Raw genomic sequence first — 22376 nt, 5'->3', positions numbered from 1 at the left:
TAAAATTTGGCTGTTTTCAATGCCCCACCATAATGTGTTCCTTCCGTATGTAAATCGCCCGGCGGCACGCCGCCGGAGGATTCGATTGCAAATATAACGATTTCATCCGGGTATCGGCGACAACACGTGCGATTTTTAACAACCTTCCTGCCAAAGAACTACCCGCCGTCCTACAATTTCGGCCCCCGGGCGGGTTTGCGGGGCGCGACCTTCGGCTGCGCCTTCTTCTCCCTGGGCGGTTCGACGATCCGCAGTTTGAGTTTCTCCGTCTTACGGTCGTAACGCACCTCGCAGCAATCAATCTCACCCGCAACCGACGTCCACACGTTGTTCACACGCACCGCGCCGCCCGAGTAGAGGGTCTTGTATTGTTCGTATTCGAGCGGCTGCCGCAATTTCGCGTCCACCTGACGGTGGAACGAATAGATATTACGTCCCTTCGCTATCTCGTCGGGAACGTAAACCCGCAACTCTGGATGGGCGGCCTCGGCATAGAGGCACAGATCCGCCGTGCGAAGCTCCCTCGGAACCCACTGGATCATCCTCGGGTCGCCCCGCACGGCCGTATCGGCCACGAGCGGCGTGATGGCCGTCTGGGGAATGTCATACAGCACCCCCGCATCCTTGCGAACGGCCTCCAACGCCACCTCCTCCGTTACAAGCCGGCGGTTCAGGTGCAGGACACTCATCAACCGGTGTATCTTCTGCGGGTCGTCCTGCTCGCGGAACACCTGCAAGACCAGGGCGGGGTCGCTCAACGCGCTGATAACCGAGAAATCGGTTTTGTCCTTCCCGTAGGTACGCTCGAAAGCCTCCCGGCTCATCTCCGGCGTCCGGGCTTCGCGGGGGACGCCTTTCAGGTTTTGCGGGTTCTCCCGCACCAGGCTCATGTATAGATCCGGGCTTTTCATGCTCTCGGGCAGGTGGGCGATGGCATAGGGACTGCGCCGTATGGCCTCCATGCACAACTCCGGCGTTTTCCACTTCTCGGGGACATATTGCAGGTAGCTCCCGTCGTGCCCGACGGCCCGGCGGCACATCTCCTCGTTCTTGGCGTGGTCGGGAAGGTTGTAGAACAGCTCCGGCTCCAGGGCGAAAATTTCCCGGGCCACTTTCGGCGTGACGTGTGCCGGGTTCATGTGCTGCAAAAAATCGAAGGTCTTCTCGTAATTCGTGCAATAGAACCCCAACGCCTTCATGTGTATATCCTCGAAAGGGATATAGCGGAGGACACGCAGGTCGTCGGCACGGGCCAACGCCCGGTTGCAGACCTCCGGCGTGAGCTGTTCGGGGTTGAAAAAGCGGATGGCCAGGGGATCGCGCTCCAGCGCTATCTCGCACAGACGGTCGGTTTTCAGATGCTTCGGAACGTACTCCAGTGCCAGGTAGTTCGAGGACACGGCAGCCTCGCAGACCCGTTCCGTGCGTAATTCCTCCGGCACTTCATGGAGCAGGATGCCGTCCCCACTGACGGCACGCAGGCAGACTGCCTCCGTGCGCAGTTCCACCGGCACGAGCGAAAGGCAGGACGCGTCCATCCCCACGCCGTGAAGGGCCAGCTCCCCGGTCATGACCTCCGGGGCAATGGAGGCGAAAATCTCGAACTTGTCCACGAACGACATCCCGAATTTTTTCAGCCCTTCCAGGCATATATCGGGATACGGAATGTAAGGGAGTATCTTGTAATCGGCACTGTCCACCGCTTTCAACGCCGCACGGCATATTTGCGGCGTCCTCAATTCCCCGGGAACGGCCTCCAGCACCAGGCCGTTGCGCTTCACGGCCGCCATGCACAGTTCGGGGGTCTTCAACCCCTCCGGAACGTAATACAGCGCGTAGCTGTTGCTATCGACGGCGGCACGGCACATTTTCGGTGTCTTCAGACGGTCAGGGACGAATTTCAGTGTTTCGCCCCGGTAGCCGGCCGCGGCAAGACAAAGTTCCGGCGTTTTCATCGCTTCGGGAACGAACTCGATGTTGAAAGCCGATTTCTTGATGGCGAAACGGCAGACCTCCGCCGTTTTCCGATCCTCGGGCAGCGTCTCGAAAAGGTTCTCACGCCACGGGTTCTCGTACACCCCCGTATCGAGATAGGCTATATCTATTCTCTCTTGCTCTGTCATGGTTTTCAGTATTTATGGAAAGCGCCCGGGTGACGGGCGCTTCTCTTGGTTAGACATATTCCGTTATCGTTCCGTTTCCTCCGTCCCGTTCTCGCTCTGGAACGTGAAGGAGGTCTTCACGACCTGACCCGTGTTGTCCTCGACATAGACGTCGATGGTCTGCTGGTCATCGCTGCGCGATGTGTAATAGAGGCGGAACACCTCACGGTCGAGCGGATAGCGGTCGTTGGGCAGGAACACCGTACCGTCGTCCATCCTCAACTCACCGCGCCCGTCGGGCTGGAAATAGCGGATCGTGTAACGTGCGCCGTCATATCTCCCCTCCCGCACGAGCGTGCAGCGGATTTCAGCGGTTTCACCAACGGAGATTCGCTTCTGAACGGGCATCGTTTCCAGAGAGAACGTGTACGCCTGCTGTATATCCAGCCCGTTGTCGCAGGATGCGCATAAAAGACCCAGGGCGGCGATCCAGACCGCCAGGGCCAATATCTTTTTCATCTTTTTCATGTCGCTTGCAAGTTTAATGGATTATGAATTTCACGCCCAGGCCGAACTGCGCGTGGAAATGTCCCGTTGTAGTGCCCCATAGGATACGCTCACGCCCCGTCAGCGAGAGGATAATCCTGTCGGTCAGGTACGCATCGACCTCCAGCGTGACGGCCCCGCCATAGAGGAAACGGTCGCGGTGGCGGAGCGTAGAGCCGTCATAGAGCCGCCTTTCGCCCCGGTTCACACTCTCGTAACCGGCCAGCGCCGAGCCGCCGAGGTAGAAGAAAAAAGTCCTGGACGGGTCGGCGAGGAACTTGTAATAGTAACCTCCCTCGGCCGTGAACTGCGCCACCGGGATACGTTCCGACTTGTAGGGGTAATAACGGTTCAGGAACTCCGCGCCGAACACCCACTTGTCGGCATTCTTCGCGTAGCGGCTCATGGCCAGCCCGAACCAGTAGCCCGTTTCGCTGCGGCTGTCCCGGGTATAGAAGCCGTCGGCCATGCCTCCCCGTATTTCCAGCCCGCGCATGGCGGGCAGGGCACGCTGGGCGTGCGCCCCGTCCGAAAGGAGGAGGCATAACCCCAGCGTGAGAATGAATATCGCCCGTTTCATATCACTTTACCTTTAACTCGTTGATAACACGTGCGCGCACCAGGTCGGCATTCTCCACCGTGAAAGTCTGGTGTCGCCCGCCCTGCTGCTCGTGCAGTTCCACGACCAGCTGCTTGTCGTCGGCCAGCGTGAACTTCGGGAGCGTGAAGACCATGCGCTCGGTACGCTTGCCGCCGATGACCTGCACGTTGTTGTACGCACGCACGGGCCATACGACCTGCTCCTGGATGGCCGTGCGTTTGGCCACCTTCTTGTCCGTAATCTTGAACGTCAGGTAGTCCACGTTGAAAGGCACGTTGGAGGAGTTTTTCAGTTGGAGGTGGAAATAAAGCAGGTCGTTATGCACGTAGATACCTTTGAGGAGGTATTGTACCCCGAAACGCTTGCAACCGATATGCTTGATCTCGCGGCGGTCATTCTTGTAAATGGACTGCATGATCAGTTTGACCAGCAGCGGAGATTCGCATCCCAACTCCTGCAAATAGATGTCCAGCGCGTTATTGGGGCGGTTTACCGCCTCCCCGTCATGCAGGAAGTCCGCCATCTCGACCGACAGTTTCACCGGCTCGTCGGCATACTTGACATTGAAGCTGTAATAGGCCCCGTCCTCGGTAATGACCGAAAGGTTGCTCTCGCGCGAGAAATCACGCAGGGCCGCCTTTACACGCAGCACGTTTTCCGTGCCATCGGCTTTCGCCGCCAGAAGATCCGAAGACCCCAGATCGACGTAACGGATGGCCGAGGGGAAAATCACATGCACGGTCTTGCTGAACGTCACCTCCAGCGCGTAGGGCGGGATAACCCGGTTGAAAGTCAGCGGACGGGTAAGACCGTCGTACAAATCGCCCGTGGAGGGCTTTTCCTGCGCGTGGGCAGCGAACATGCACCCGATAAAAGCGAGTGCCAGAAGAATCTTTTTCATACTCGATAATTTTTTGATTGTTGATAAAAATGGATTTTTTCAGTGGTGTACGGAAGTACGTCGTTTGTACCCTTATTGAAGGGGCGGGAGCAGCAGGACGCTGTAACCGGCCTTGAGCGTGACCTTGACCGAGCGCATCTTCTTGCTCACGTATTGCGACACGCCCTGGATGGCGCTGCGCCCCAGGTCGGAGAGCAGTTGCGAACCGGCATCGTCCGTGATCGTGATACTGCTGCCCATGCCCGCGCCCATATTGGCGGCGATCTCCTTCACGGCATTGAGTTCTTCCGACCCCGGCACGGGAATACCCTCGTTGCCGTTCGTGTCATAGACCGACAGATCGACCGGAACGACCGCCCCGCCGTGCTGGACAGCGCTGACCTTGACCGTCAGCCGTTCGCCGTTGATCCTCGCCGCCCCCGTTACGGGCGTACCCGAGGGGATGAGCAGATCTCCCGCCATCATCGGTTCCAGCAGCCGGAAAGTAACCTCCCCGCCATCGGTGAGCGTCACGGTTTGCTGCACGGCGGCGCGGATACTGTTGCGCTCGGGCTCGCGAAGGTCGCTCCCCACCGTGTTGAAACCCCAGTTCCGGGGCTTGACGAACTCACGGGCGAAGACCGAATCGGGCAGCGGGGCGGCGAGCAGCGACACGATGTTACGGCGCACCTGGCGCACGGGCTGCACGGAAGCCTTGCCGGAAACGGAGGCTTTCTGACGCGGGGCTTCAGGGGCCTGACCGCCATTCATGTAGCGGGCGGCGATCTCGTAGGACTTCTCCAGCAGCGCCACCTGCTCCTCCTGGGCCGTTTTCTGCGCCTGCTGTTCTTCCAGGCGGCGTTCCAGTTCCTCGATGCGGGCCTGCATCTCGCGCTCTTCCCCCGTTTCACCGGCGGTGTCCTCGTAGAAACTGCCTAACTGGCGGTTGATGTCGGCATAGGCGGCACGGGAAGTCCGGAAAGCTCCCGACGAACCGCCGGCAGGGCCGGAAGACTTATCCGGCACGGCAGCGGGCATGACGGGCTCTTCCTCCTCGTCCTCCATCCCGAACGCGAAATCCTGCAAGGAGCGCATCTTTTCCCGCTCCCTGCGCCGCATCTCCTCCTGCACGTAGGCATCACGCTTGTCCGAGAGGATACCCTCCGATTCCGGGGTCGGCAGCTCCGTGTTGAAACCCTCCGAAGGCTCCTCCCGTTCTTTTTCGCCGGGGGAGAAGATCAGCCACATGCACCCGGCAAAGGCCAGGAAAAAGAGCGGGAAGACCACCATCTTCTTCCGCATCTGTATCTGCCGGGGCGTGAGTTCCTTTTTCCCCGCCTCCGGCTGTTTATTCTGTTTTTCGTTCGTCGTCATAATTGAAATCTTTTAGATGTTTTACACTGTCGGCCTCCTGCCGTTGTCTTAATTCCAGTTCCAGCCGCTCGATATGCCGTATCTGCATCCGTTCCCCGGCTCCCTTGCCGAAGCGGTAGATGGAAGACACGGTAAAGTAGAGCGACAAGACGGAAAAGAACAAGAGCAGCGTGAGGATCACGATAATCCGCTTATCGGGCGAGAGTGCCCCGCAAGCGCGGCGCAGGTGGTCTTCGACCCACTCCCCGAAAGCCTTTATTCTCTTCTTTGCCATAGCCTTATCTTTTTAATGTACGTAAATCGCGGTTCTCCAGAATCTCGAATTTCTCCATGATGAAACCCTGCGGGTTATTGTCCGAACGCCCCGAGTTGATCAGCTCGCAGCGCGTGACCAGCGAACGCTCGGTGATGTTGCTCTCGCGGACAATCATTTGCCGGGCATAGGTCATGGCCCGGTAGGGATAGGCGTTGAAGTCGCACACCACGGAGTCCACCTCGATACGCTGGCTGATGTTCCCCGACACCACACGGTTGTAGTAACCTTTCTCCTGCATGTCCTGGTAATAGGCGAAGGCGCTCTTATCGACCAGGAACAGCGCGCGGTTGATGTTGCTCTCGATGGCCGCACGGTCGGGCGAGAGGGTAAAGAACAACTCGTGAAAACGCCGGATATGTTCGCGCGCCTCCACGGGGCGGTTCTGGCTCAAATCCTGCGATAGCGCCAGCATCAGCGACTTGCCCCCGTCCAGGACGTAGATCTTCTCGCGCTGCTTTTCGGCGAAACGGAAGCTCGCGACCACGCTGAACACGGATACCAGCGCGCACAGGCAGAGGAACACGATACCGAAAAGCCGAATCTGCCTGAAACTTGTTTCGATGTTTTTTAATGACTTGAATTCCATTGTCCAAATTGTTATGAATGATTATTGTTACCTTGTGTTGCCAGGTTGCGCCCGTTGGGGGCACTGCCCGAAGCCGGGCCACCGCCGCCGTTACCGGAGGAGGAACCGCCACCGCCGCGACGCCCGAACGTGCGGCCGATCATGTTGCCGGCGATACCGCCAGCGACACCCGTGGCGAATGCCCCGGCCTTGTTGATACCGCCCATAGCCCCGCCGGCTCCGCCCGACTGGATCACCCACTCGGCAACGGTGGGGATCGTGAAATAGCCTATGATACCTATAATCAAAAAGATAATATAGACACCGCTGCCGCTGTCGGGAATGTAGTTGGGGTCTTGCAGGGCCAGGACGTCCGCCTGGAGCATCAACGTCTGGATCTTGGCCAGCACCGCGGAGAACAGGTCGGCGATGGGAAGCCAAAGGTACACGCTGATATAGCGGGAAATCCAACTCGCGAGCGTCGAGTGGAAGCCGTCGTAAATGGAGAGGGCGAACGACAAGGGCCCCAGAATCGACAGCACGACTAAAAAGAATGTCCGCAGCGTGTCGATGGTAAGCCCCGCGGCGTTGAACAACAACTCGAAGAAGTCCCGGACAAGCTGCCGGAAACCGGCCTTGATGTCGTACCACGTGCGTTCGGCCCACATGCTGATAATCTCGCCCAAATCCGTGATACCCATATCCGCAAGCCGTTGTTCATACACCTCGTCGTCCACTAACCAAGCCTTGCCCTCGCGCCTGCGGGCCTCGGCTTCCAAATCGTCCTTCTGTTGCTGGTATGCCTGCAAATCCAATGTCTGCCCCTCCAGTATGGCGTGCGTGCCCTGCACCACGGGCGACATCACAGCGTTGATCGTCCCCAGAACCACGGTGGGAAAGAACATCACGCACAAGCCGATGGCGAAAGGCCGCAGGAGCGGGAACACGTCGATAGGCTCCGCGCTGGCCAGTGCCTTCCATACCCGGTAAGCCACGTAAAAGAGCGCACCCAGGCCGGCGATACCTTTCGCCACCCCGATCATGTCGCCGCATAGCGGCATCATCTCCTGATACAGGTTCCGGAGAACCTGGTGTAAATTGTCGAAATCCATGACTGCCTCCGTTTTCAGGTTACCAATATCTGTCGTTCGGGTTCCCGTAAAGTGCCAGCACCCGGTGCGCGTCGCCCTTTTCGCGGCTGCGGATGAAGGACACGGAGATGGTCTTGCGCGTGTAATAGCGCGTGAGGTTGCGGTACTCCAGCATCTTCGTGTAAACCTGATCCACCACGTCCATCCGCTCCTTGTCCGAGAGCGAGAGGCCGTTGCCGCCGGTTATGACCGTCTTGAGTTCCGCCACCAGCGCACCGCCCTCCTCCAGCAGCCGGGCGTAACCCGCCGAGATCGCCGCCAGCTCGTCCACCGTGAAGTTCGGGTCTGAAACCATACGGTTGAATCCCGAGGTGTAGATTTCCGTGATCTCGCTGACCATTTCGAGCGTCAGCTTCACCTTCCGGGCATCCTTGATGATGTTATGCACCGATTTGAGGGCGTCGTAGTAAGCCTTGCTCTGGTTATAAATCTTGATACTCTCTTGCAGCGACTTGACCATGTTGGTCGCCGTGGTCGAGCTTTGAACCGCGCTCTTGATGTTCTGAACGAGGTTCGACGGGTCGATGACCGTCCACTGCGCTTTTGCCTGGTACGTGAAGCAAAGAAGCCCCACGAACAGCGTTAAAATCAATCGTTTCATCCTTTTCATTATTTAATTCGTGAATACTTGGGCGGTCATTCCGACGCCCGGTAATAATCCCCGTAGGCGGAGAGCTGGAGCACCTCGCGCCCCACATCGTAGGCCAGGGCGACATACCCGTAGAGGTCGAAGTAACGGATACCTCCCCAATACTTCCTCACGGGACGGGAGAAGCGTGTCCCGTCCTTGTAGGACACCTCCACGTAAAAACCGCCGCCCCGGCGTCCCGGGTTGCGGTAGATGCGAACCCGGGGAGAACCCGAGCGGCTTTCCCACTCGCCCGCCACCTCGTACAGCGCGAAGTCCAAACGCGCCGCCGTGGGGTCTGATCCGATACACTTGCGATACATGGCCTGCCCTCCCTTTAACGTTTGCCCTCGGCGAGCTGCCTGATCGCCAGTTCTATATCACCGCCCAGCTCGCCGGCAAGCCGCTGTACCTCCACTTTCTCCGTTTCCTCGGTCGTGTAGGCCAGGTACTCCGGGACGCTGACCTCCGTGGCATAGACCGCCGACTGAACGCCGCCCAGACCGATCCAGACCTCCTTGTATTTACGGGAAGGGTTGTTGGACTGGTTGATCGAGAGAATCTGCGCCTTCTCCTTGTCGGTCAGCCCCAACAAGGACTGAATCGCGTCGAAACGGTTCATGAACTTGCGCTGGTCGAGCAGGATCTTGCAGTCCGAGTTGTTGATGATCGCCTCCTTGACCACCGGGCTGGAAATGATGTCCTCGACCTCCTGCGTCACAACGATGGCCTCACCGTAGTATTTGCGGACGGTTTTATACATATAACGCAGATATTCAGCCATATTGGCCGTAGAGAGCGCCTTCCAGGCCTCCTCGACGATGAGCTGTTTGCGTACCCCCTTGAGCCGTCTCATCTTGTTTATGAAAGCCTCCATGATGATAATGGTGACCACGGGAAAAAGCTCCTTGTTTTCCTTGATGGAATCCACCTCGAAGACCACGAAGCGCTTCGAGAGCAGGTCGATGTTGGCCCGGGAGTTCAAAAGGAAGTCGTAGCGTCCGCCCTTGTAATATTGCCGCAGGGTGATGAGCATGTTGTCGATGTTGAAATCCTCGCGGCTGACCCGGATCTCCCGCTCCTCCAGCTCGCGGCGGTAGTCGTCCCGCAGGTACTCGTAGAAACTGTCAAAACACGGCACGATATTCCGGTCGGCGCGGATACGCTCGATATAGGCGTTCACGGCACTGCCCAGCTCGCCGCTCTCGGTCTTCGTGATCTTGTCGTCCTCGGTTTTCCAGAGTGTCAGCAGCAGCGTCTTGATGCTGTCCTTCTTCTCCACGTCGAAATAGTAGTCGTCGGTGTAGAACGGGTTGAAACTGATGGGATGTTCCTCGGTATAGGTAAAATACACGCCGTCCTCACCTTTGGTCTTACGCCGGATCAGCTCGCAAAGACCCTGGTAGCTGTTACCGGTATCCACCAGCACGACATGCGTGCCCTGCTCCCAGTATTGGCGGACTAAATGATTCATAAAGAACGACTTGCCTGACCCAGAGCCGCCTAACACGAATTTATTCCTATTCGTAATGATCCCTTTTTTCATCGGTTCGTCCGAGATGTCCAGGTGCAGGGGCCTGCCGCTTACGCGGTCGCACAGCTTGATGCCGAAAGGGCTGGACGAGGATTTATAGTTGGTTTCCTCCGTGAAGAAACAGACTGCGGGCTCGATGAACGTGTAGAACGATTCCTCGGCGGGGAAATCCCCCGCGTTGCCCGGCATACCCGCCCAGTAGAGCGTGGCGGCGTCCACGGTGTTGTGGCGCGGGCGGCACTCCATCAGAGCGAGCTGGCTGCCCACATCATTGCGGATATGCCGGAGCTCCTGCACGTCGTCCGACCAGGCCAGCACGTTGAAATGGGCCCGGACGGATTGAAGACCGAACGAGTGCGCCTCGTTGAGATACTGGTCGATCCACTCCTTGTTTATCTGGTTTCCGCGGGAGTAGCGGGAAAGGGACTGCATGTTACGCGCACGTTTCTCGAACATACGCAGGTTTTCGTCGCTGTCTTCCAGGAACACGTACTGGTTGTAAAGGTGGTCGCAGGAAAGCAGAAGCCCCACGGGGGCCGCGAACGACAGCAGGCAGTCCGAACGGTCGGTGGAAAGACGCTCGTAACGGGTATCCGTACCCACGCGCCCCGGCAGGTCTTCCGTGTCCGAGAGCGTGTGCAGGCACACCCGTTTGTTGCCCACGCGCAGAACCTCGGCCCCCAGCTCGATGTCCTGAAGAGAAGTCGTCTCCGAGAGCGAGAGGGAAAAGTACCGTTCCAGCAGGCCCGGACAATCCGCCGTACCCGTGATCTCGTCCCCCGTGAGGCGGACAAGGGTCAGGAAACCCGAATCGTTCAGAATACGCTCGAACTGTTCCGCCGCCTCCAGGAATTTTGTCGCCGATTCCCGGTTTACCTCTTTGGGAATGATGTTGCCCCGGCAGAGGGTCGAGAAGTCTGAACGCATGTGCATACGCTCCCTCGTCGTTTTCGTCAGGTAGAGGAAGCAGGCGTGGGTCAGGAACGGACGCTCGTTGAAATGCCGCTCGTAACTGCGGGAGAGGAAACTCATGTCCCCCTCGCCCGTGGCCGGGCGGTAACGCTCGCGGATGAACCAGTCCTGCTTGTGTACCACGCTGTATTCGGGCAAGACCTTCAGGGCCTTGCACCAGGCGGCGTGGATCGCCTCGTACTCGGCGGACGTGACGGTGAACAGCTCCGGGAGTTCGACCCGATAGGCGACCGTTATGTCCGCGTCCTTGCTGATGATACAACCGCCTTCCACGGCCAGGAGCGGGAACTTGCTTTCCAGCGTGGTGGCTTTCAAGATGTTTCTCATACGCGGCCCCCCTTTCTTTTCAGCAACCGGCGCAGGGACTTGCGGTTGAGCAGGTAGCGGGGATGCCGGCGCGCGGCGAACAGCTTCATCAGCCCGTGTTCCCCGTAACGGGCGTTCAGGCGGAAGGTAAGCCAGACCAGCACCGAAGCCGCCGCAACGCCGAAAGCGATACATACCCACTGATCGACCCCTGCCATGTAGAGGATGACGAACACCACGAAGACGGCCAGCAGGCCGCCCGCGAAGATGAAGAGGTACTGCGCCTTCAGGCCCCGGAACTCCACGCTCTTGCCGATTCCCTTGTTGATTCCATATTCCATAATTATTTGCATGACAGGTTGGACTACAAGAAGAAAGAGCGTAGGATCGTCGCGGCGACAATCAGGAAAATACACGCGCCGAACCAGCTCGCGGCGGTCTTCGACGTGTCGGGGTCGCCGCTCGAAAACTTGTTATAGACCTTGATCCCGCCGATAAGGCCGACCACAGCCCCAATCGCGTAGATGAGCTTCGTTCCGGGATCGAAGTAGCTGGTTACCATGTTGGTAGCCTCCGTAATGCCGGCGATGCCGTTGCCCTGCGCGAAAGCGGAGGAGATGGCGGCAAAGAGAAATGCCGCCGGAAGAAGAATCTTGTTCTTTCTCATAACTCGATAATGTTTGAATTGTGGCGCGGGGATGGATAGGCCCCGCACCGGGTTAAACTTCTTGATTCGGATTTTTTCAGTGGTTCGAGGATAGCCTCACGTGCTACCCGTAGTCTTTTTCTTTCATCGTGATGTCATTATGGGGTTAAACAAACTCACGGACGTCGAAACCCGTGGGAACCGAACCCTGCGGAGATGGGCTTTCCGCAGACCTCTCGGACATACGCCGGTGAAAGGCCGAGAGGTAGGTGTCGATCAGGGATTTTACCCTGTCGTTCCCGTCGGGGCGGCCCGAAACGATGACCTCGAACATGTCGGTCTGTTTCAGGCCCAGGAGGACACGTCCCGTTTCCTCCCTTTGCTCGTCTGTTGAAGGTGGATCATGTACCACGTGGCGGTAGGCTTCGCCCATCTGTTCAAAACTAACCCCCTGGGCAAGCGAGCGGCCCAAAAGGGGCAGCTCTTCGGTGTCGTCTTCATCCTCGTCATAATCCGGCTCCTCCGCGTCCGCATCCGGGAAAGATTCATCGTACAGCGGAAAGTCGATTTCCAGAGGTTCGTTAGGCTCCCCCTCGGGAGCGACACCGAACACTTCATCCAGGTCTTCCGGCGGAATCTGCCGGGGGTGTTCGGGTACATTCGTGGGCACAAATATATCGGCTTTTTCCGTAACTTTTTCAGTTTCAGATTCTACGGCAGCTTGTGGCCGGGAGTGGCGCGGGTCGAGGACAAAGCGGCTCCTGCCGATGATCTCCTGCCGGCAGGGAGTGTCTTCGGCAACGATCCCGTCTGCCGGTTCGTTGCGTTCCATCCGCCACAGGCGGAAAAACGCCCACAAGGCATACCCCACGGCAAAGAGGGGCAGCAGCCACAACGCCCCGTTCATCGCTCCTCCGCTTTGGGTTGCCGGGAGGCCACGGCCTCACGCTCCTCGAAAAGCCGCTCGATGGTTTCCCGGTTATCGTCCAGGTGCGCCTTGAGAACCTTGTCCACGTAGGCCGTGATCGTCACGTCGCCACGACCGATGACACGGGTGATCTCGCGGATACGCTCGTGATACGACGGACGTATCTTCACGTGCTTGTTACCGGCGAAAGGCAGCCGCAGCAGGCAGATGTAACGGGCCAGGTACTCGGCCTCGGGGGTGGGGACAGTCCCCACGGCGACCTCCCCCGAAGGGCCGTCGGGGACGATAAGGGTTTTCATCCTGCGCCGGTAGCGGCACACGCGGAAGATGAAGGGCACGGCGACGCAAAGGACGGCCGCCAGGATAACAGATAAAATAATTGCTTTGTCTGACATGATGGATTGTTTTTAATAGGTTGTAAATATTGGGTTCATAACTAAAAAATATCGGAGTTCCGTTTCTTGTAGAGTTCCGAAATTTCCTCCTGATAGGTCGCGAAATGCTGCTCCAGCACATTGTCCAGGTAGCTATACAGCGAGAGTTCGTTCTTACCGATAACCTGCACTATCCGGGTTATACGCTCGTGAAACTCCTTGCGGATATACACCGTTTTGCCGCTTCGGGTATTGGAGGGGGCGTTCCGGATAAAAAGACGCTCGTAATCCTGGCCTTTCCCTCTTCGGCGGCGTCCCTCCTCTTTCGTAGCCGGCGAGGCGGCGGCCTCGCCGGACGGTTCCGATAGAGCCGATGCCTCCTCCTCTTTTTCCGGCGTGTAAGGATGTAATGGCCGGTTTCGGCTTTTGGCCTGGCTGATGATGAAGGAAGCGTCCAAACCGTCGTCATGTTCTTTTCCGCTCATAAGATCCTACTTTAACAGTTCGATCAATTCATCCACGAGTTTATCCAGGTTGCTGCCCCGGATCAAAGAACGGTCTGCCGGGAAGAGCGTGGAGCGGAAGACAGAGCGACGGCTGGCGTTCTGCTCACGACGAAAACGCTTGGTGTCAGGCAGGAAGGTCTTCAGAACAGGAAGACCCAGCTCTTTCATTACCGCCTCGTAAACCTGATATAATTCTGTCTTTTCACGTCCGTCCACCATGTTCCATAGCATATACAGCCCTTTCATCCGGGACTTCTCGCGGCCCATGATATGCTCCTTTACCACAACCGCGTAATTCAGGGTGCTTTCCATGACAACCCGGTCGGCACTGATCGGGGCGACGAGATAATCCATTCCGGCCAGGGAATGAATCAGATCCTCGTTATTGATCGTACCGGGAAGGTCGAAGAACACATAATCGAAATCACCTTGCGGCAGGAGGTAGTCGGCATCGGCCAACGCCTCTTTCGTGTTGCTTTCCACGACAGGATAGGCTTTCTTTTGAAGCCGGGTGAATTGTTCGTAAGCTAACCTCTTGTAATGTTCGTCTTCGAGGGCAAGCTTCAGGTCACGTTCCCGCATCTCCACGATGGAGTGTTGGGGATAATCGCAGTCGATGACCGCGACATTGAAACCCTTTACATAGTGCAGGTAAGAGGCTGCCAGCACCGTGAGGGTGGTTTTGCCCGCTCCGCCTTTCTGGGTGGAGAAGGCCACGAATTTCGTTTTCTCTTTCATTGTTCCATGCGTTTTTAGTTATACAATCGGGTAATCGTTCATCTCTTCACGTATCCGGACAAGTGACGGCATGAGATTTTATGCTGGTATGCCGGCACGCATATATGCTGGTGCGCTGGCAGGCTGTTACGCCGGTATGCCGGTGCATGGGCGCGTGTCCGATTTTATACTCATGCGCAACCGCATTTGCTTATCCGGACAAAGACCCGCTTTTTCCTCTGCACACGATGTTTTCTGCATCCGTCCACACGTGTGCGGACAGGGGGATGTGTCATTGCCCGTATCCGTTCTCACGTGCAAAGTAAACCCTTAAAAACACGGGTTGTATGCTCTTTTTCCGCTATGGCCGCGTGTGGCGTCAAAGTGGACGCAAGTGGCGTAATCGCTTATGGCACAAGTGATTGAATAGGTCGGTATCTTTGCCTCGTGAACGATCCCGACGCTAATGAAGCCGTCCTTGCCCCGTTTTACGGCGGCTCTTTCAATGTTCTGTCCGCGAGCGGGCAGAAGGTATTTGCAAAGGGCAAATAGCAAGCTGTGTTTTCTGCTGCACGATTCTCGTTTTGCAGCAGAAAACAGCTTGCCCGCAAGGGGGAGAAAGCACCTCCGGAGTCGGTGCTTTTCAGAAGGGCGGCAGGCCGCGAAGGGATCGGAATTTTCAGGAACCGGTGGGGCTCTGGCCTCTCCTTAAAATTTCGATGCGATGGAAAAGAACAGAAAGCCCCGAGGGGGCAAAGGGGGACGACCCGCGAAAAACGACCCGGCCGTTTACCGCTTTTCGGTAAACTTTTCAGCCGTGGAACATGCCCGTTTCCTCGACCTTTACGAGCAGTCCGGGCTATTGTCCAAAGCCGCTTTTATCAAAGCGAGAGTGTTCAACGAGGCGTTCCGGGTGGTAAAGACCGACCGGGGAACGCTCGAATACGTGGCGAAGCTGACCGCTTTCCACGCCCAATTCCGTGCCGTGGGAACGAATTACAACCAGGTGGTGAAGGAGCTGCACGCGCATTTTTCCGAGAAGAAAACACTCGCGCTGCTCTATAAACTGGAGAGAGCGACACGTGAACTGGCGGCCGTCGGGCAGCAGGTCGTGTCGCTCTCCGAAGAGTTCAAACAGCGATGGTAGCCAATATCACCACCGGAAAAGACGTGTACGGCGCGCTGGCGTACAACCAGGAGAAAGTCGATCGGGGCGACGGGAAAGTACTGCTGACCCACATAGTGAGGGAGCCGGCGGATGGGCGCTTCAACGTGGCCGCGACGGCAGAAGACCTCCTGCGCTGGATGCCCTCGCACTACCGGACGGAAAAACCCGTCGTGCACGTATCGCTCAACCCGGCTCCCGAAGACCGCCTTGACGACGGGCAGCTCGCGGAGATAGCCGGGGCCTACATGGAGCGCATGGGCTGGGGAGGACAACCTTATATCGTATTCAAGCATACCGACATCGGACGGGAGCATATCCATATCGTGTCGGTGCAGGTGGCCCAGGACGGGCGCAAGATAAACGACAGCAGGCGCAACGAACGCAGCGTGGCCGTTACCGAGGAACTGGAACGGGAGTACGGACTGCATCCCGCCAAAGGGAGAAGGCGGGAGAAAGGGCAAGGGATCGTCCCCGCCGATTACACGCGGGGCGACCTGAAACGCCAGGTGGCAGCGGTAATAAAACCGGCCGTGGCGACATACCGCTTCCAGACCCTCGGCGAGTTCCGGGCATTGCTGTCCTTATATAATATAGGTATAGAGGAAGTCCGGGGAGAGCGGAACGGAACCCCCTACCGGGGATTGCTCTACACGCTGCTGGACGAGAACGGGGACAAGGCAGTGGCCGCGCCGCTCAAATCCTCACTGTTCGGTAAAGAGGTCGGGTATGACGGGCTGGAACGGCACATGGAGCGTAGCGCCGAACGGTTCGGGAAGGACGACACGAGGAGGCAAATCCGTGGCCGGGTCGATAAAGCGCTTCGGGGAGAACCCACGGAGGAAGAACTGCGCGAACGCCTGCGGGGAGCCCGGGTGGATCTCTACATACGACGCAACGAAAACGGCCGCATCGTGGGTGTGACGTTCATTGACCACGAAACACGGACGGTCGTGAACGGATCACGGCTGGGAAAGGCATACTCGGCCAACGCCTTCGAGCTGCGCTTCGGCGGAAAACGGAATCCCGGGGAAAACACGAGGGGCTTGTCCCCGAAACAAGCGCCTGCCGGACGGGACGGGCAACGGAAGCGGAATACCTCACGACGGAGGAAAGTATAACATCTCAATTATCATTCATTTATTAAATCTTACGGTTATGCAACAGGAAGACGACCTTCGGGGTCTTGCTAAAACAATGGATTTCATGCGGGCATTGAGTATCTTGTTCGTGGTTATCAACATCTACTGGTTCTGCTACGGGCAGATACGGGAATGGGGAATCAATATCGGCGTGGTCGATAGGATTCTGCTGAACTTCGACCGCACCGCGGGGCTGTTCCGGAATATACTATGGACGAAACTTTTCGCCGTAGTGTTCCTCGCCCTTTCATGCCTCGGGACAAAAGGAGTAAAAGAGGAGAAAATTACCTGGCGGAAAATCACGGCATCGCTGGCCACGGGAGGCGTGCTGTTCTTCTTCAACTGGTGGCTGCTGGACTTGCCGCTGACGGCAGCGGCGAACGCGGCTTTCTACATACTGACCCTATCGGCCGGGTATATCTGCCTCTTGATGGGCGGCGTGTGGATGTCCCGCCTGCTGAAGAACAATCTCATGGATGACCCTTTCAATAACGAGAACGAATCATTCCAGCAGGAAACACGCCTGATCGAGAACGAGTACTCCATAAATCTGCCGACGAAATTTTACTATAACAAACAGTGGAACAACGGGTTCGCCAACGTTGTAAACCCGCAAAGGGCTTGCATCTGCATGGGAAGCCCGGGCAGCGGGAAGAGTTATTGTGTTGTAAACCAGTTCATTAAACAGCAAATCGAAAAGGGCTATACCCAATACATCTATGACTACAAGTTTCCCGATCTTTCGGAAATCGCTTACAACCACCTGCTGAATCACCAGAAAGGTTACAAGAAAATCCCGACTTTCTACGTCATAAATTTCGACGACCCGCGCCGCTCGCACCGCTGTAACCCCATTCACCCGGACTTCATGACCGATATTTCGGACGCCTACGAGAGCGCCTATACCATCATGCTCAACCTGAACCGAAGCTGGGTGCAGAAGCAGGGCGATTTTTTTGTGGAAAGCCCCATTATCCTTTTCGCGGCCGTGATCTGGTTCCTGCGCATCTACGACAACGGGCGGTATTGTACCTTCCCGCACGCCATCGAGTTCCTGAACAAGCGGTACGAGGATATTTTCCCGATTCTGACATCCTACCCGGAACTCGAAAACTACCTCAGCCCCTTTATGGATGCCTGGCTCGGAGGCGCTCAAGACCAGCTCCAGGGCCAGATAGCATCGGCCAAAATTCCGCTTTCCCGCATGATTTCGCCCCAGCTATATTGGGTCATGTCGGGCGATGACTTCACGCTCGACATCAATAACCCGAACGATCCCAAGATACTCTGCGTGGGGAACAATCCCGACAGGCAAAACATTTACGGAGCGGCTTTGGGATTGTATAATTCCCGGATTGTCAAGCTCATAAATAAGAAAGGCCAGCTCAAATCGGGCATCATCATCGACGAGCTGCCGACAATCTACTTCAAGGGACTCGACAACCTGATCGCCACGGCCAGAAGCAACAAGGTCGCCGTGCTGCTGTGCTTCCAGGATTTTTCACAGTTGAAGAGGGACTACGGGGACAAGGAGGCCGCCGTCGTGATGAACACGGTGGGCAACATCTTCTCCGGGCAGGTCGTAGGTGAAACGGCCAAGACACTCTCGGAACGGTTCGGTAAGGTATTGCAGAAGCGGCAGAGCATGACGTTGAGCCGCAGCGACAAATCGACATCCATATCCACGCAGCTGGACAGCCTGATCCCGGCCTCGAAGATCTCGACGCTCACGCAGGGAATGTTCGTCGGGGCTGTGGCGGACAATTTCGACGAACGTATCGAGCAGAAGATTTTCCACTGCGAGATTGTCGTGGACAACGAAAAAGTGAAAGCGGAAACGGCCCGGTACAAGAAGATACCACAAATTACCGATTTCACGGACGAGAACGGGACGGATCACATGAAACAGGTCGTGCAGGAAAACTACGAACGTATCAAGGCAGAGGCCGGCCGCATCGTCGCCGAGGAACTGGAACGTATCAAGAACGACCCGGTGCTTTGCAAGCTCCTGCCGGAACAGAACTAAATGAACACAAACACCCCCGCAAACACCCTCCGTTACCTTAACGGGGGCTGTTTCTTGGTTTTATAACCGCACAGCCGGTGTTTTGGAGCATAAAGTAGTGATTATGTGAACAGAAAACATTATTTTTGTGTTCGGAATCCTTTTAATTATAAGTATGACAGTTACCGATATATACGAAGCAATGAACAGCAAGGCGGAAGCGTTTTTCGAGTGGTTGCAGGCTCACCCGAAATACGGGTTGCTGTTTGGTGTCGGGTTGCTTGCCCTATGGCTTGCAGGGTTGCTGTTCCGTTGGAAATGGGCGTGTCATTGGCAGTTTAACAGCAAACTGTGGTTATTTGACGATTGCAAGCCTGAAACACGCCGCAGGGTTCAGATTGTGTTGGTCAGCGTTCTGATTATACTTATATTGGTTGGTTTCTTTGTATGGAGATAACGGTATGGAAAAGGACAATCGCAAATACCGGATCTGCTTCATCGACTATATGTGGTATGTAGCCGAGATATGGCACGAAAGGGAGCGTACCAATCTCAACGGACGTATGCTACTGTTTTGGTGCTGGCTCTTCGTCCTACTCATACCGCTTGGGGTTCCGCCGATATTGCGCCTTTTCGGCTGGATGATTGGTTTGGCCATAGTGATTCCTCTCTGCTTTCTTCCCGATTTATTCTGCAAGCTACGCTATACAGCCGGACGGCGTGAAGCGCTCCGTGAACATTACGGGAAGATGAAACATCCCGGCAGGAAGCTCGCCAAAATAGTTCTTATCGCTATCGCCCTGATCGTGGCAAATGTAGCGCTGATGTTCCACCTCGGATTTATACATTGGGCATGATGAAACGGCAGGAGAATAAGCAACGGTTCTATCTCTGGGACTACCTCTGGTGGATGGGGGAGAAATTGGAACAAGCAAGACGAACAGGCAGGGTCGATGGCGAAATGATGCTCTCGATTTATATCTTCGCTCTTTTGATATTCCCTATGATGACTGTTACTATCCGGCTTTTTCCAGGTGTGTCGGCATTGTTGCCATGTGTCGTTTTTAGCATTGTCACATTTGCCGTTATGTCGCTCGTCAGCAGGATTTACAAATGGCGAGGCAAAGCAGTGATGTCTCACTATGCCAAGTGCAGGTTTAACGAACTCCTTGCGGTTCTGTTATTTTTCCTTGCGATAGCCATTATCTGCTTTATGATGTATCTTCTTGACAAAAAGTGAAACAAGCTTTGATACGAACTCCGGGCCGTTATATCGAATGGTCTAACTCGATGTACCAGTTTCCCTTGATGGGTTTGTAAAGCGTGGTGTCGTTGTACGTCCTGCGGTAGATCTCGTTCAGGTCGCCATATTCGGTGATACGGATATTCCGACGGCTTCTCAATCCGGGATCGTAAACGAAACTCTTGGACGTTCCCGCATCCACGATGCCGTGGGAGTAGTACGGCATAACAAGGCTCACATATACCGAATCTGCCGTTCCCCATTCCCTGCGATCAACAAGGATAAAACCGCATCCAATCTCTGATAACAAGGAGTCGAGTAGGATTCGCTCCGGCTTCAACAGTCCATATACCGGAATGTCTTGTTCGTCATTCGTTTCATGGAATGTATCGCTTTGTTCTGTTGAATCAAGTATAATGACCTCTTCCGGAGAAAGCGGCGGGTAGTGAAAACTACCTTCTGAACTCTCTGCCATGATTTCGTACACCTTACGGAACGCCACCTCGTGCGTGGTGAAATGGCGTATCATTTCCTCGTCCGACGGCGGCATGGGAGGCTCTCCGCAGCTTGCGGCAAGCAGGATTACAAATAACAGGATTATGATTGGTGTTCTCATTTTCTAATGTTTAATAGGATGCAGATAATCACTGTTTAAGTGATTGATGTGCGTGTTATCAATACTTTAACTACAAACTTTAAAACAATCATTCATTTTATAATAATAGTTTCGTATCTATCAAAATGTATTCCTTGAAGATGATGTTTCAATACAAGGTTCTTAAATTCCTCCCCATAAAAAGTATAGCGACAATTTACATTCGGAAGTCTGAAAATAGTTTGCTCTTGGATTTTATTTTTATCCAACACAAATTTATTTATACAACTCACCCATCCTCTTTCTTTATCTAACCACACTATATCTGATTCTTTTTCAATCAAAGCATCTATTATATTGGTACAATGAAAAAAATAAAAACCTTTTGGCGACTTTATATCAAGAATTTCTCCATTTTTGATAAGAATATTTTCTAAAATACTTAATGCTTTGTCGCTAATAGTTAATAGAGGATTACAAAATTGTGATAAATCAAAATGTTTATGTCTATTACTTTTTTTCCATATATATTCCATCTCAGGAGGATTCCACTGCTTTAGTAAACCTTCAGCATGTCCCATACAATTTTGCCAATCTTCCACATTTGGAAAACGTAAATCGTTAAATCCTTCTAAACTACCTATTAAGTAAAAGTTCATATTGTCGTACTGTAATTGATAATGGTTTGACGGGGAACGGCGTTAGTCCGTTATCCCGGCTTGTTAATATTAAATTTATGTTTCCTGATAGATTGTTTCAGAATATAATTCTGTCGAAAGAATAATAGATTTTAATTCTCCATTAGACTTATAATCAAATGAATGTTGTAACGTATCCTGTTCAATATCATTTCTATCAAATTGTCTTATAACTATTTTTTGTAGGCGGTCATTTTCATAAAAATATGTTTCTTCTCTACTTCCACGAGAACCCTTTGAATACATTTTCTCTATTTTACCATTACTTCCATATAGATAATATCGGACATTCACAATACGTTTGCTATTATCATATGCAATAGTTTTCATGAGTTCCTTTTCATAAATGAAAAAGGTGTAATAGAATTGATTTTTAAGTTCCAAGCCCTCTCGGATTTCTATAATTTGATTTTTTACATCGAAATAATAAGTAAATAGGTTATTAGTTGTTTTGAGAGAAGTTACATTTCCAACTATTTTCCCTTGCTTAAACCTGTTTCTTTGATAAGAATAAGGGGATATTTCGTAGAACTCACCTTTGTAATTCTCTTCCCTTACAACATTCTTATCAATTTCTCTTTTCAATTCATCAAACATATTTCTCAATGAATTAAAATCATCTTTCAATTTATCAGGTATCATAGTGTTTCCTTTTAATATTAATGTTTGGTGGCTAACCGACCTTTCAGGGGTAGTTAAGCCGCTTGTTAGCAACCTCTTTTCGTTTTATAGATTATTTCAGAATATCCATTTGGAAATGATTTGGTAATACTTTCTAAAGCCCCATCGTCTTGATATTGGAATATATGAATTAAATCATTACCACTATTACCCTCAATATCATATTGTTTGACTTCAATATGTGTCAAAGCATTTTCTTTATAGATATAATTCTCTTCACGGCAACCATACCTACCACATAACTGTGACCGTTTCAGCTTTCCGCCCTCAAAAAAGTAATGGCATACATTCATCAAATGTTTTCCATTATCGTATAGAATACTTTTCACAAGATTGTCTGTATAATACAGGAAAGTGTGATAAAACTGATTTTCAATAGAACAACCAACCTTAACTTCTACGATTTGATTTTGGTTATTAAATCCGTAGATACAAAGATTTTTGGTGCTTTTTATTGTATCAGGACGCTTTACAGGTTTTCCTTGTTTGCAACCATTACGCTGATAGGAATATGGAGTAAGTTCATAAAACTCGCCCTTATACAACTCAGTCCTGACAACATCGTCTTCTATTTGTTGCCTTATGGTTTCAAAGTCATTTTTCAATGCTTCAAATTCAGTTCTTATAGTTTCTCCAATCATTTTCATCTTTTTGGGGTTGCTAATGTTCGGCAGCGTTCCGCTTATTCAATCGGTTTGCTG

General features: G+C 53.9%; 27 protein-coding genes. 6 read left to right on the top strand and 21 right to left on the bottom strand.

What is annotated here, in order from left to right:
- Window positions 1-170: 170 nt before the first annotated feature.
- The 17 genes from AB5443_RS01335 to AB5443_RS01255 all read right to left on the bottom strand — a co-directional run bounded on the left by AB5443_RS01335 (window position 171) and on the right by AB5443_RS01255 (window position 14167).
- Window positions 171-2123: a DUF4116 domain-containing protein gene (locus AB5443_RS01335; RefSeq protein ID WP_005681342.1), complete on the bottom strand. Its 1953-nt coding sequence runs from the start codon at window positions 2121-2123 to the stop codon at window positions 171-173.
- A 63-nt stretch (window positions 2124-2186) separates the two neighbouring features.
- Window positions 2187-2630 carry a DUF3872 domain-containing protein gene (locus AB5443_RS01330; protein ID WP_004295445.1) on the bottom strand — a complete coding sequence of 148 codons (444 nt, stop codon included), beginning with the start codon at window positions 2628-2630 and terminating at the stop codon, window positions 2187-2189.
- Between the two features lie 13 nt (window positions 2631-2643).
- Window positions 2644-3228: a conjugal transfer protein TraO gene (locus AB5443_RS01325; protein ID WP_004319140.1), complete on the bottom strand. Its 585-nt coding sequence runs from the start codon at window positions 3226-3228 to the stop codon at window positions 2644-2646.
- A 1-nt stretch (window position 3229) separates the two neighbouring features.
- Window positions 3230-4150: a conjugative transposon protein TraN gene (traN, locus tag AB5443_RS01320; RefSeq protein WP_004303795.1), complete on the bottom strand. Its 921-nt coding sequence runs from the start codon at window positions 4148-4150 to the stop codon at window positions 3230-3232.
- Between the two features lie 72 nt (window positions 4151-4222).
- Window positions 4223-5503, bottom strand: a complete 1281-nt coding sequence (gene traM / locus AB5443_RS01315) for a conjugative transposon protein TraM (protein WP_368113061.1) — start codon at window positions 5501-5503, stop codon at window positions 4223-4225.
- On the bottom strand, window positions 5478-5777 hold the full coding sequence (locus tag AB5443_RS01310) for a TraL conjugative transposon family protein (RefSeq protein ID WP_004295449.1): 300 nt from the start codon (window positions 5775-5777) through the stop codon (window positions 5478-5480). The genes traM and AB5443_RS01310 overlap by 26 nt, the downstream gene beginning before the upstream one ends.
- A gap of 4 nt (window positions 5778-5781) precedes the next feature.
- The gene (traK, locus tag AB5443_RS01305; protein WP_004295450.1) at window positions 5782-6405 is read right to left on the bottom strand and encodes a conjugative transposon protein TraK; all 624 of its coding nucleotides are present in this window, start codon (window positions 6403-6405) and stop codon (window positions 5782-5784) included.
- Window positions 6406-6416: 11 nt separating this feature from the next.
- Window positions 6417-7496: a conjugative transposon protein TraJ gene (gene traJ / locus AB5443_RS01300; RefSeq protein WP_007851775.1), complete on the bottom strand. Its 1080-nt coding sequence runs from the start codon at window positions 7494-7496 to the stop codon at window positions 6417-6419.
- Window positions 7497-7515: 19 nt separating this feature from the next.
- Complete coding sequence (locus AB5443_RS01295; RefSeq protein ID WP_004295452.1) at window positions 7516-8136, bottom strand: DUF4141 domain-containing protein; 621 nt, start codon at window positions 8134-8136, stop codon at window positions 7516-7518.
- Between the two features lie 35 nt (window positions 8137-8171).
- Window positions 8172-8486 (bottom strand): hypothetical protein, encoded by a 315-nt coding sequence (locus tag AB5443_RS01290; RefSeq protein ID WP_004295453.1) that lies wholly within the window; start codon window positions 8484-8486, stop codon window positions 8172-8174.
- Between the two features lie 14 nt (window positions 8487-8500).
- Window positions 8501-10996 (bottom strand): TraG family conjugative transposon ATPase, encoded by a 2496-nt coding sequence (locus AB5443_RS01285; protein WP_032568655.1) that lies wholly within the window; start codon window positions 10994-10996, stop codon window positions 8501-8503.
- Window positions 10993-11319, bottom strand: coding sequence for a DUF4133 domain-containing protein (locus tag AB5443_RS01280; protein ID WP_029427933.1), 327 nt, complete (start codon window positions 11317-11319; stop codon window positions 10993-10995). The genes AB5443_RS01285 and AB5443_RS01280 overlap by 4 nt, the downstream gene beginning before the upstream one ends.
- Before the next feature lie 20 nt (window positions 11320-11339).
- The gene (locus tag AB5443_RS01275) at window positions 11340-11642 is read right to left on the bottom strand and encodes a DUF4134 domain-containing protein (protein ID WP_004303800.1); all 303 of its coding nucleotides are present in this window, start codon (window positions 11640-11642) and stop codon (window positions 11340-11342) included.
- Window positions 11643-11787: 145 nt separating this feature from the next.
- The gene (locus tag AB5443_RS01270; protein ID WP_029427932.1) at window positions 11788-12528 is read right to left on the bottom strand and encodes a hypothetical protein; all 741 of its coding nucleotides are present in this window, start codon (window positions 12526-12528) and stop codon (window positions 11788-11790) included.
- Entirely contained in the window at window positions 12525-12944 is a 420-nt protein-coding gene (locus tag AB5443_RS01265) for a DUF3408 domain-containing protein (RefSeq protein ID WP_004295458.1), read from the bottom strand. Before AB5443_RS01265 ends, AB5443_RS01270 begins: the two co-directional genes overlap by 4 nt.
- 41 nt (window positions 12945-12985) lie before the next feature.
- Entirely contained in the window at window positions 12986-13408 is a 423-nt protein-coding gene (locus AB5443_RS01260) for a DUF3408 domain-containing protein (RefSeq protein ID WP_004319163.1), read from the bottom strand.
- Between the two features lie 6 nt (window positions 13409-13414).
- Window positions 13415-14167 carry a ParA family protein gene (locus AB5443_RS01255; RefSeq protein WP_004295460.1) on the bottom strand — a complete coding sequence of 251 codons (753 nt, stop codon included), beginning with the start codon at window positions 14165-14167 and terminating at the stop codon, window positions 13415-13417.
- 703 nt (window positions 14168-14870) lie between these two features.
- Here AB5443_RS01255 and mobA point away from each other — a divergent pair.
- The 6 genes from mobA (at window position 14871) to AB5443_RS01225 (ending at window position 19698) form a co-directional block, all read left to right on the top strand.
- Complete coding sequence (gene mobA / locus AB5443_RS01250) at window positions 14871-15293, top strand: conjugal transfer protein MobA (protein WP_004295462.1); 423 nt, start codon at window positions 14871-14873, stop codon at window positions 15291-15293.
- The gene (gene mobB / locus AB5443_RS01245) at window positions 15287-16432 is read left to right on the top strand and encodes a conjugal transfer protein MobB (RefSeq protein WP_004295463.1); all 1146 of its coding nucleotides are present in this window, start codon (window positions 15287-15289) and stop codon (window positions 16430-16432) included. Before mobA ends, mobB begins: the two co-directional genes overlap by 7 nt.
- A gap of 37 nt (window positions 16433-16469) precedes the next feature.
- Window positions 16470-18479, top strand: a complete 2010-nt coding sequence (gene mobC / locus AB5443_RS01240; protein ID WP_005681351.1) for a conjugal transfer protein MobC — start codon at window positions 16470-16472, stop codon at window positions 18477-18479.
- Between the two features lie 154 nt (window positions 18480-18633).
- A complete protein-coding gene (locus AB5443_RS01235) occupies window positions 18634-18915 on the top strand; it encodes an Imm17 family immunity protein (protein WP_004295465.1) in 282 nt (93 codons plus the stop codon).
- A 4-nt stretch (window positions 18916-18919) separates the two neighbouring features.
- A complete protein-coding gene (locus AB5443_RS01230) occupies window positions 18920-19315 on the top strand; it encodes a hypothetical protein (protein ID WP_004295466.1) in 396 nt (131 codons plus the stop codon).
- Window positions 19312-19698 (top strand): hypothetical protein, encoded by a 387-nt coding sequence (locus tag AB5443_RS01225; protein WP_004295467.1) that lies wholly within the window; start codon window positions 19312-19314, stop codon window positions 19696-19698. Before AB5443_RS01230 ends, AB5443_RS01225 begins: the two co-directional genes overlap by 4 nt.
- A 28-nt stretch (window positions 19699-19726) precedes the next feature.
- On the opposite strand, the gene AB5443_RS01220 is transcribed toward AB5443_RS01225, so the two are convergent.
- From AB5443_RS01220 to AB5443_RS01205, 4 genes are all read right to left on the bottom strand, one after another.
- Window positions 19727-20317 carry a DUF4948 family protein gene (locus tag AB5443_RS01220; protein WP_004319175.1) on the bottom strand — a complete coding sequence of 197 codons (591 nt, stop codon included), beginning with the start codon at window positions 20315-20317 and terminating at the stop codon, window positions 19727-19729.
- A 92-nt stretch (window positions 20318-20409) separates the two neighbouring features.
- Window positions 20410-20955: a DUF1629 domain-containing protein gene (locus tag AB5443_RS01215; protein ID WP_004295469.1), complete on the bottom strand. Its 546-nt coding sequence runs from the start codon at window positions 20953-20955 to the stop codon at window positions 20410-20412.
- Window positions 20956-21030: 75 nt separating this feature from the next.
- Window positions 21031-21636, bottom strand: a complete 606-nt coding sequence (locus AB5443_RS01210; protein ID WP_004295470.1) for a hypothetical protein — start codon at window positions 21634-21636, stop codon at window positions 21031-21033.
- A 65-nt stretch (window positions 21637-21701) separates the two neighbouring features.
- Window positions 21702-22322 (bottom strand): hypothetical protein, encoded by a 621-nt coding sequence (locus tag AB5443_RS01205; RefSeq protein ID WP_004295471.1) that lies wholly within the window; start codon window positions 22320-22322, stop codon window positions 21702-21704.
- Between the last annotated feature and the right edge of the window lie 54 nt (window positions 22323-22376).

This window comes from Bacteroides sp. RTP21281st1_H5_RTP21281_210402 (genome assembly GCF_040918965.1).
Taxonomy (GTDB): domain Bacteria; phylum Bacteroidota; class Bacteroidia; order Bacteroidales; family Bacteroidaceae; genus Bacteroides; species Bacteroides congonensis.
The sequence above is the reverse complement of the archived record's forward strand: the minus strand, read 5'-3'. Positions and strand labels throughout refer to the sequence as shown.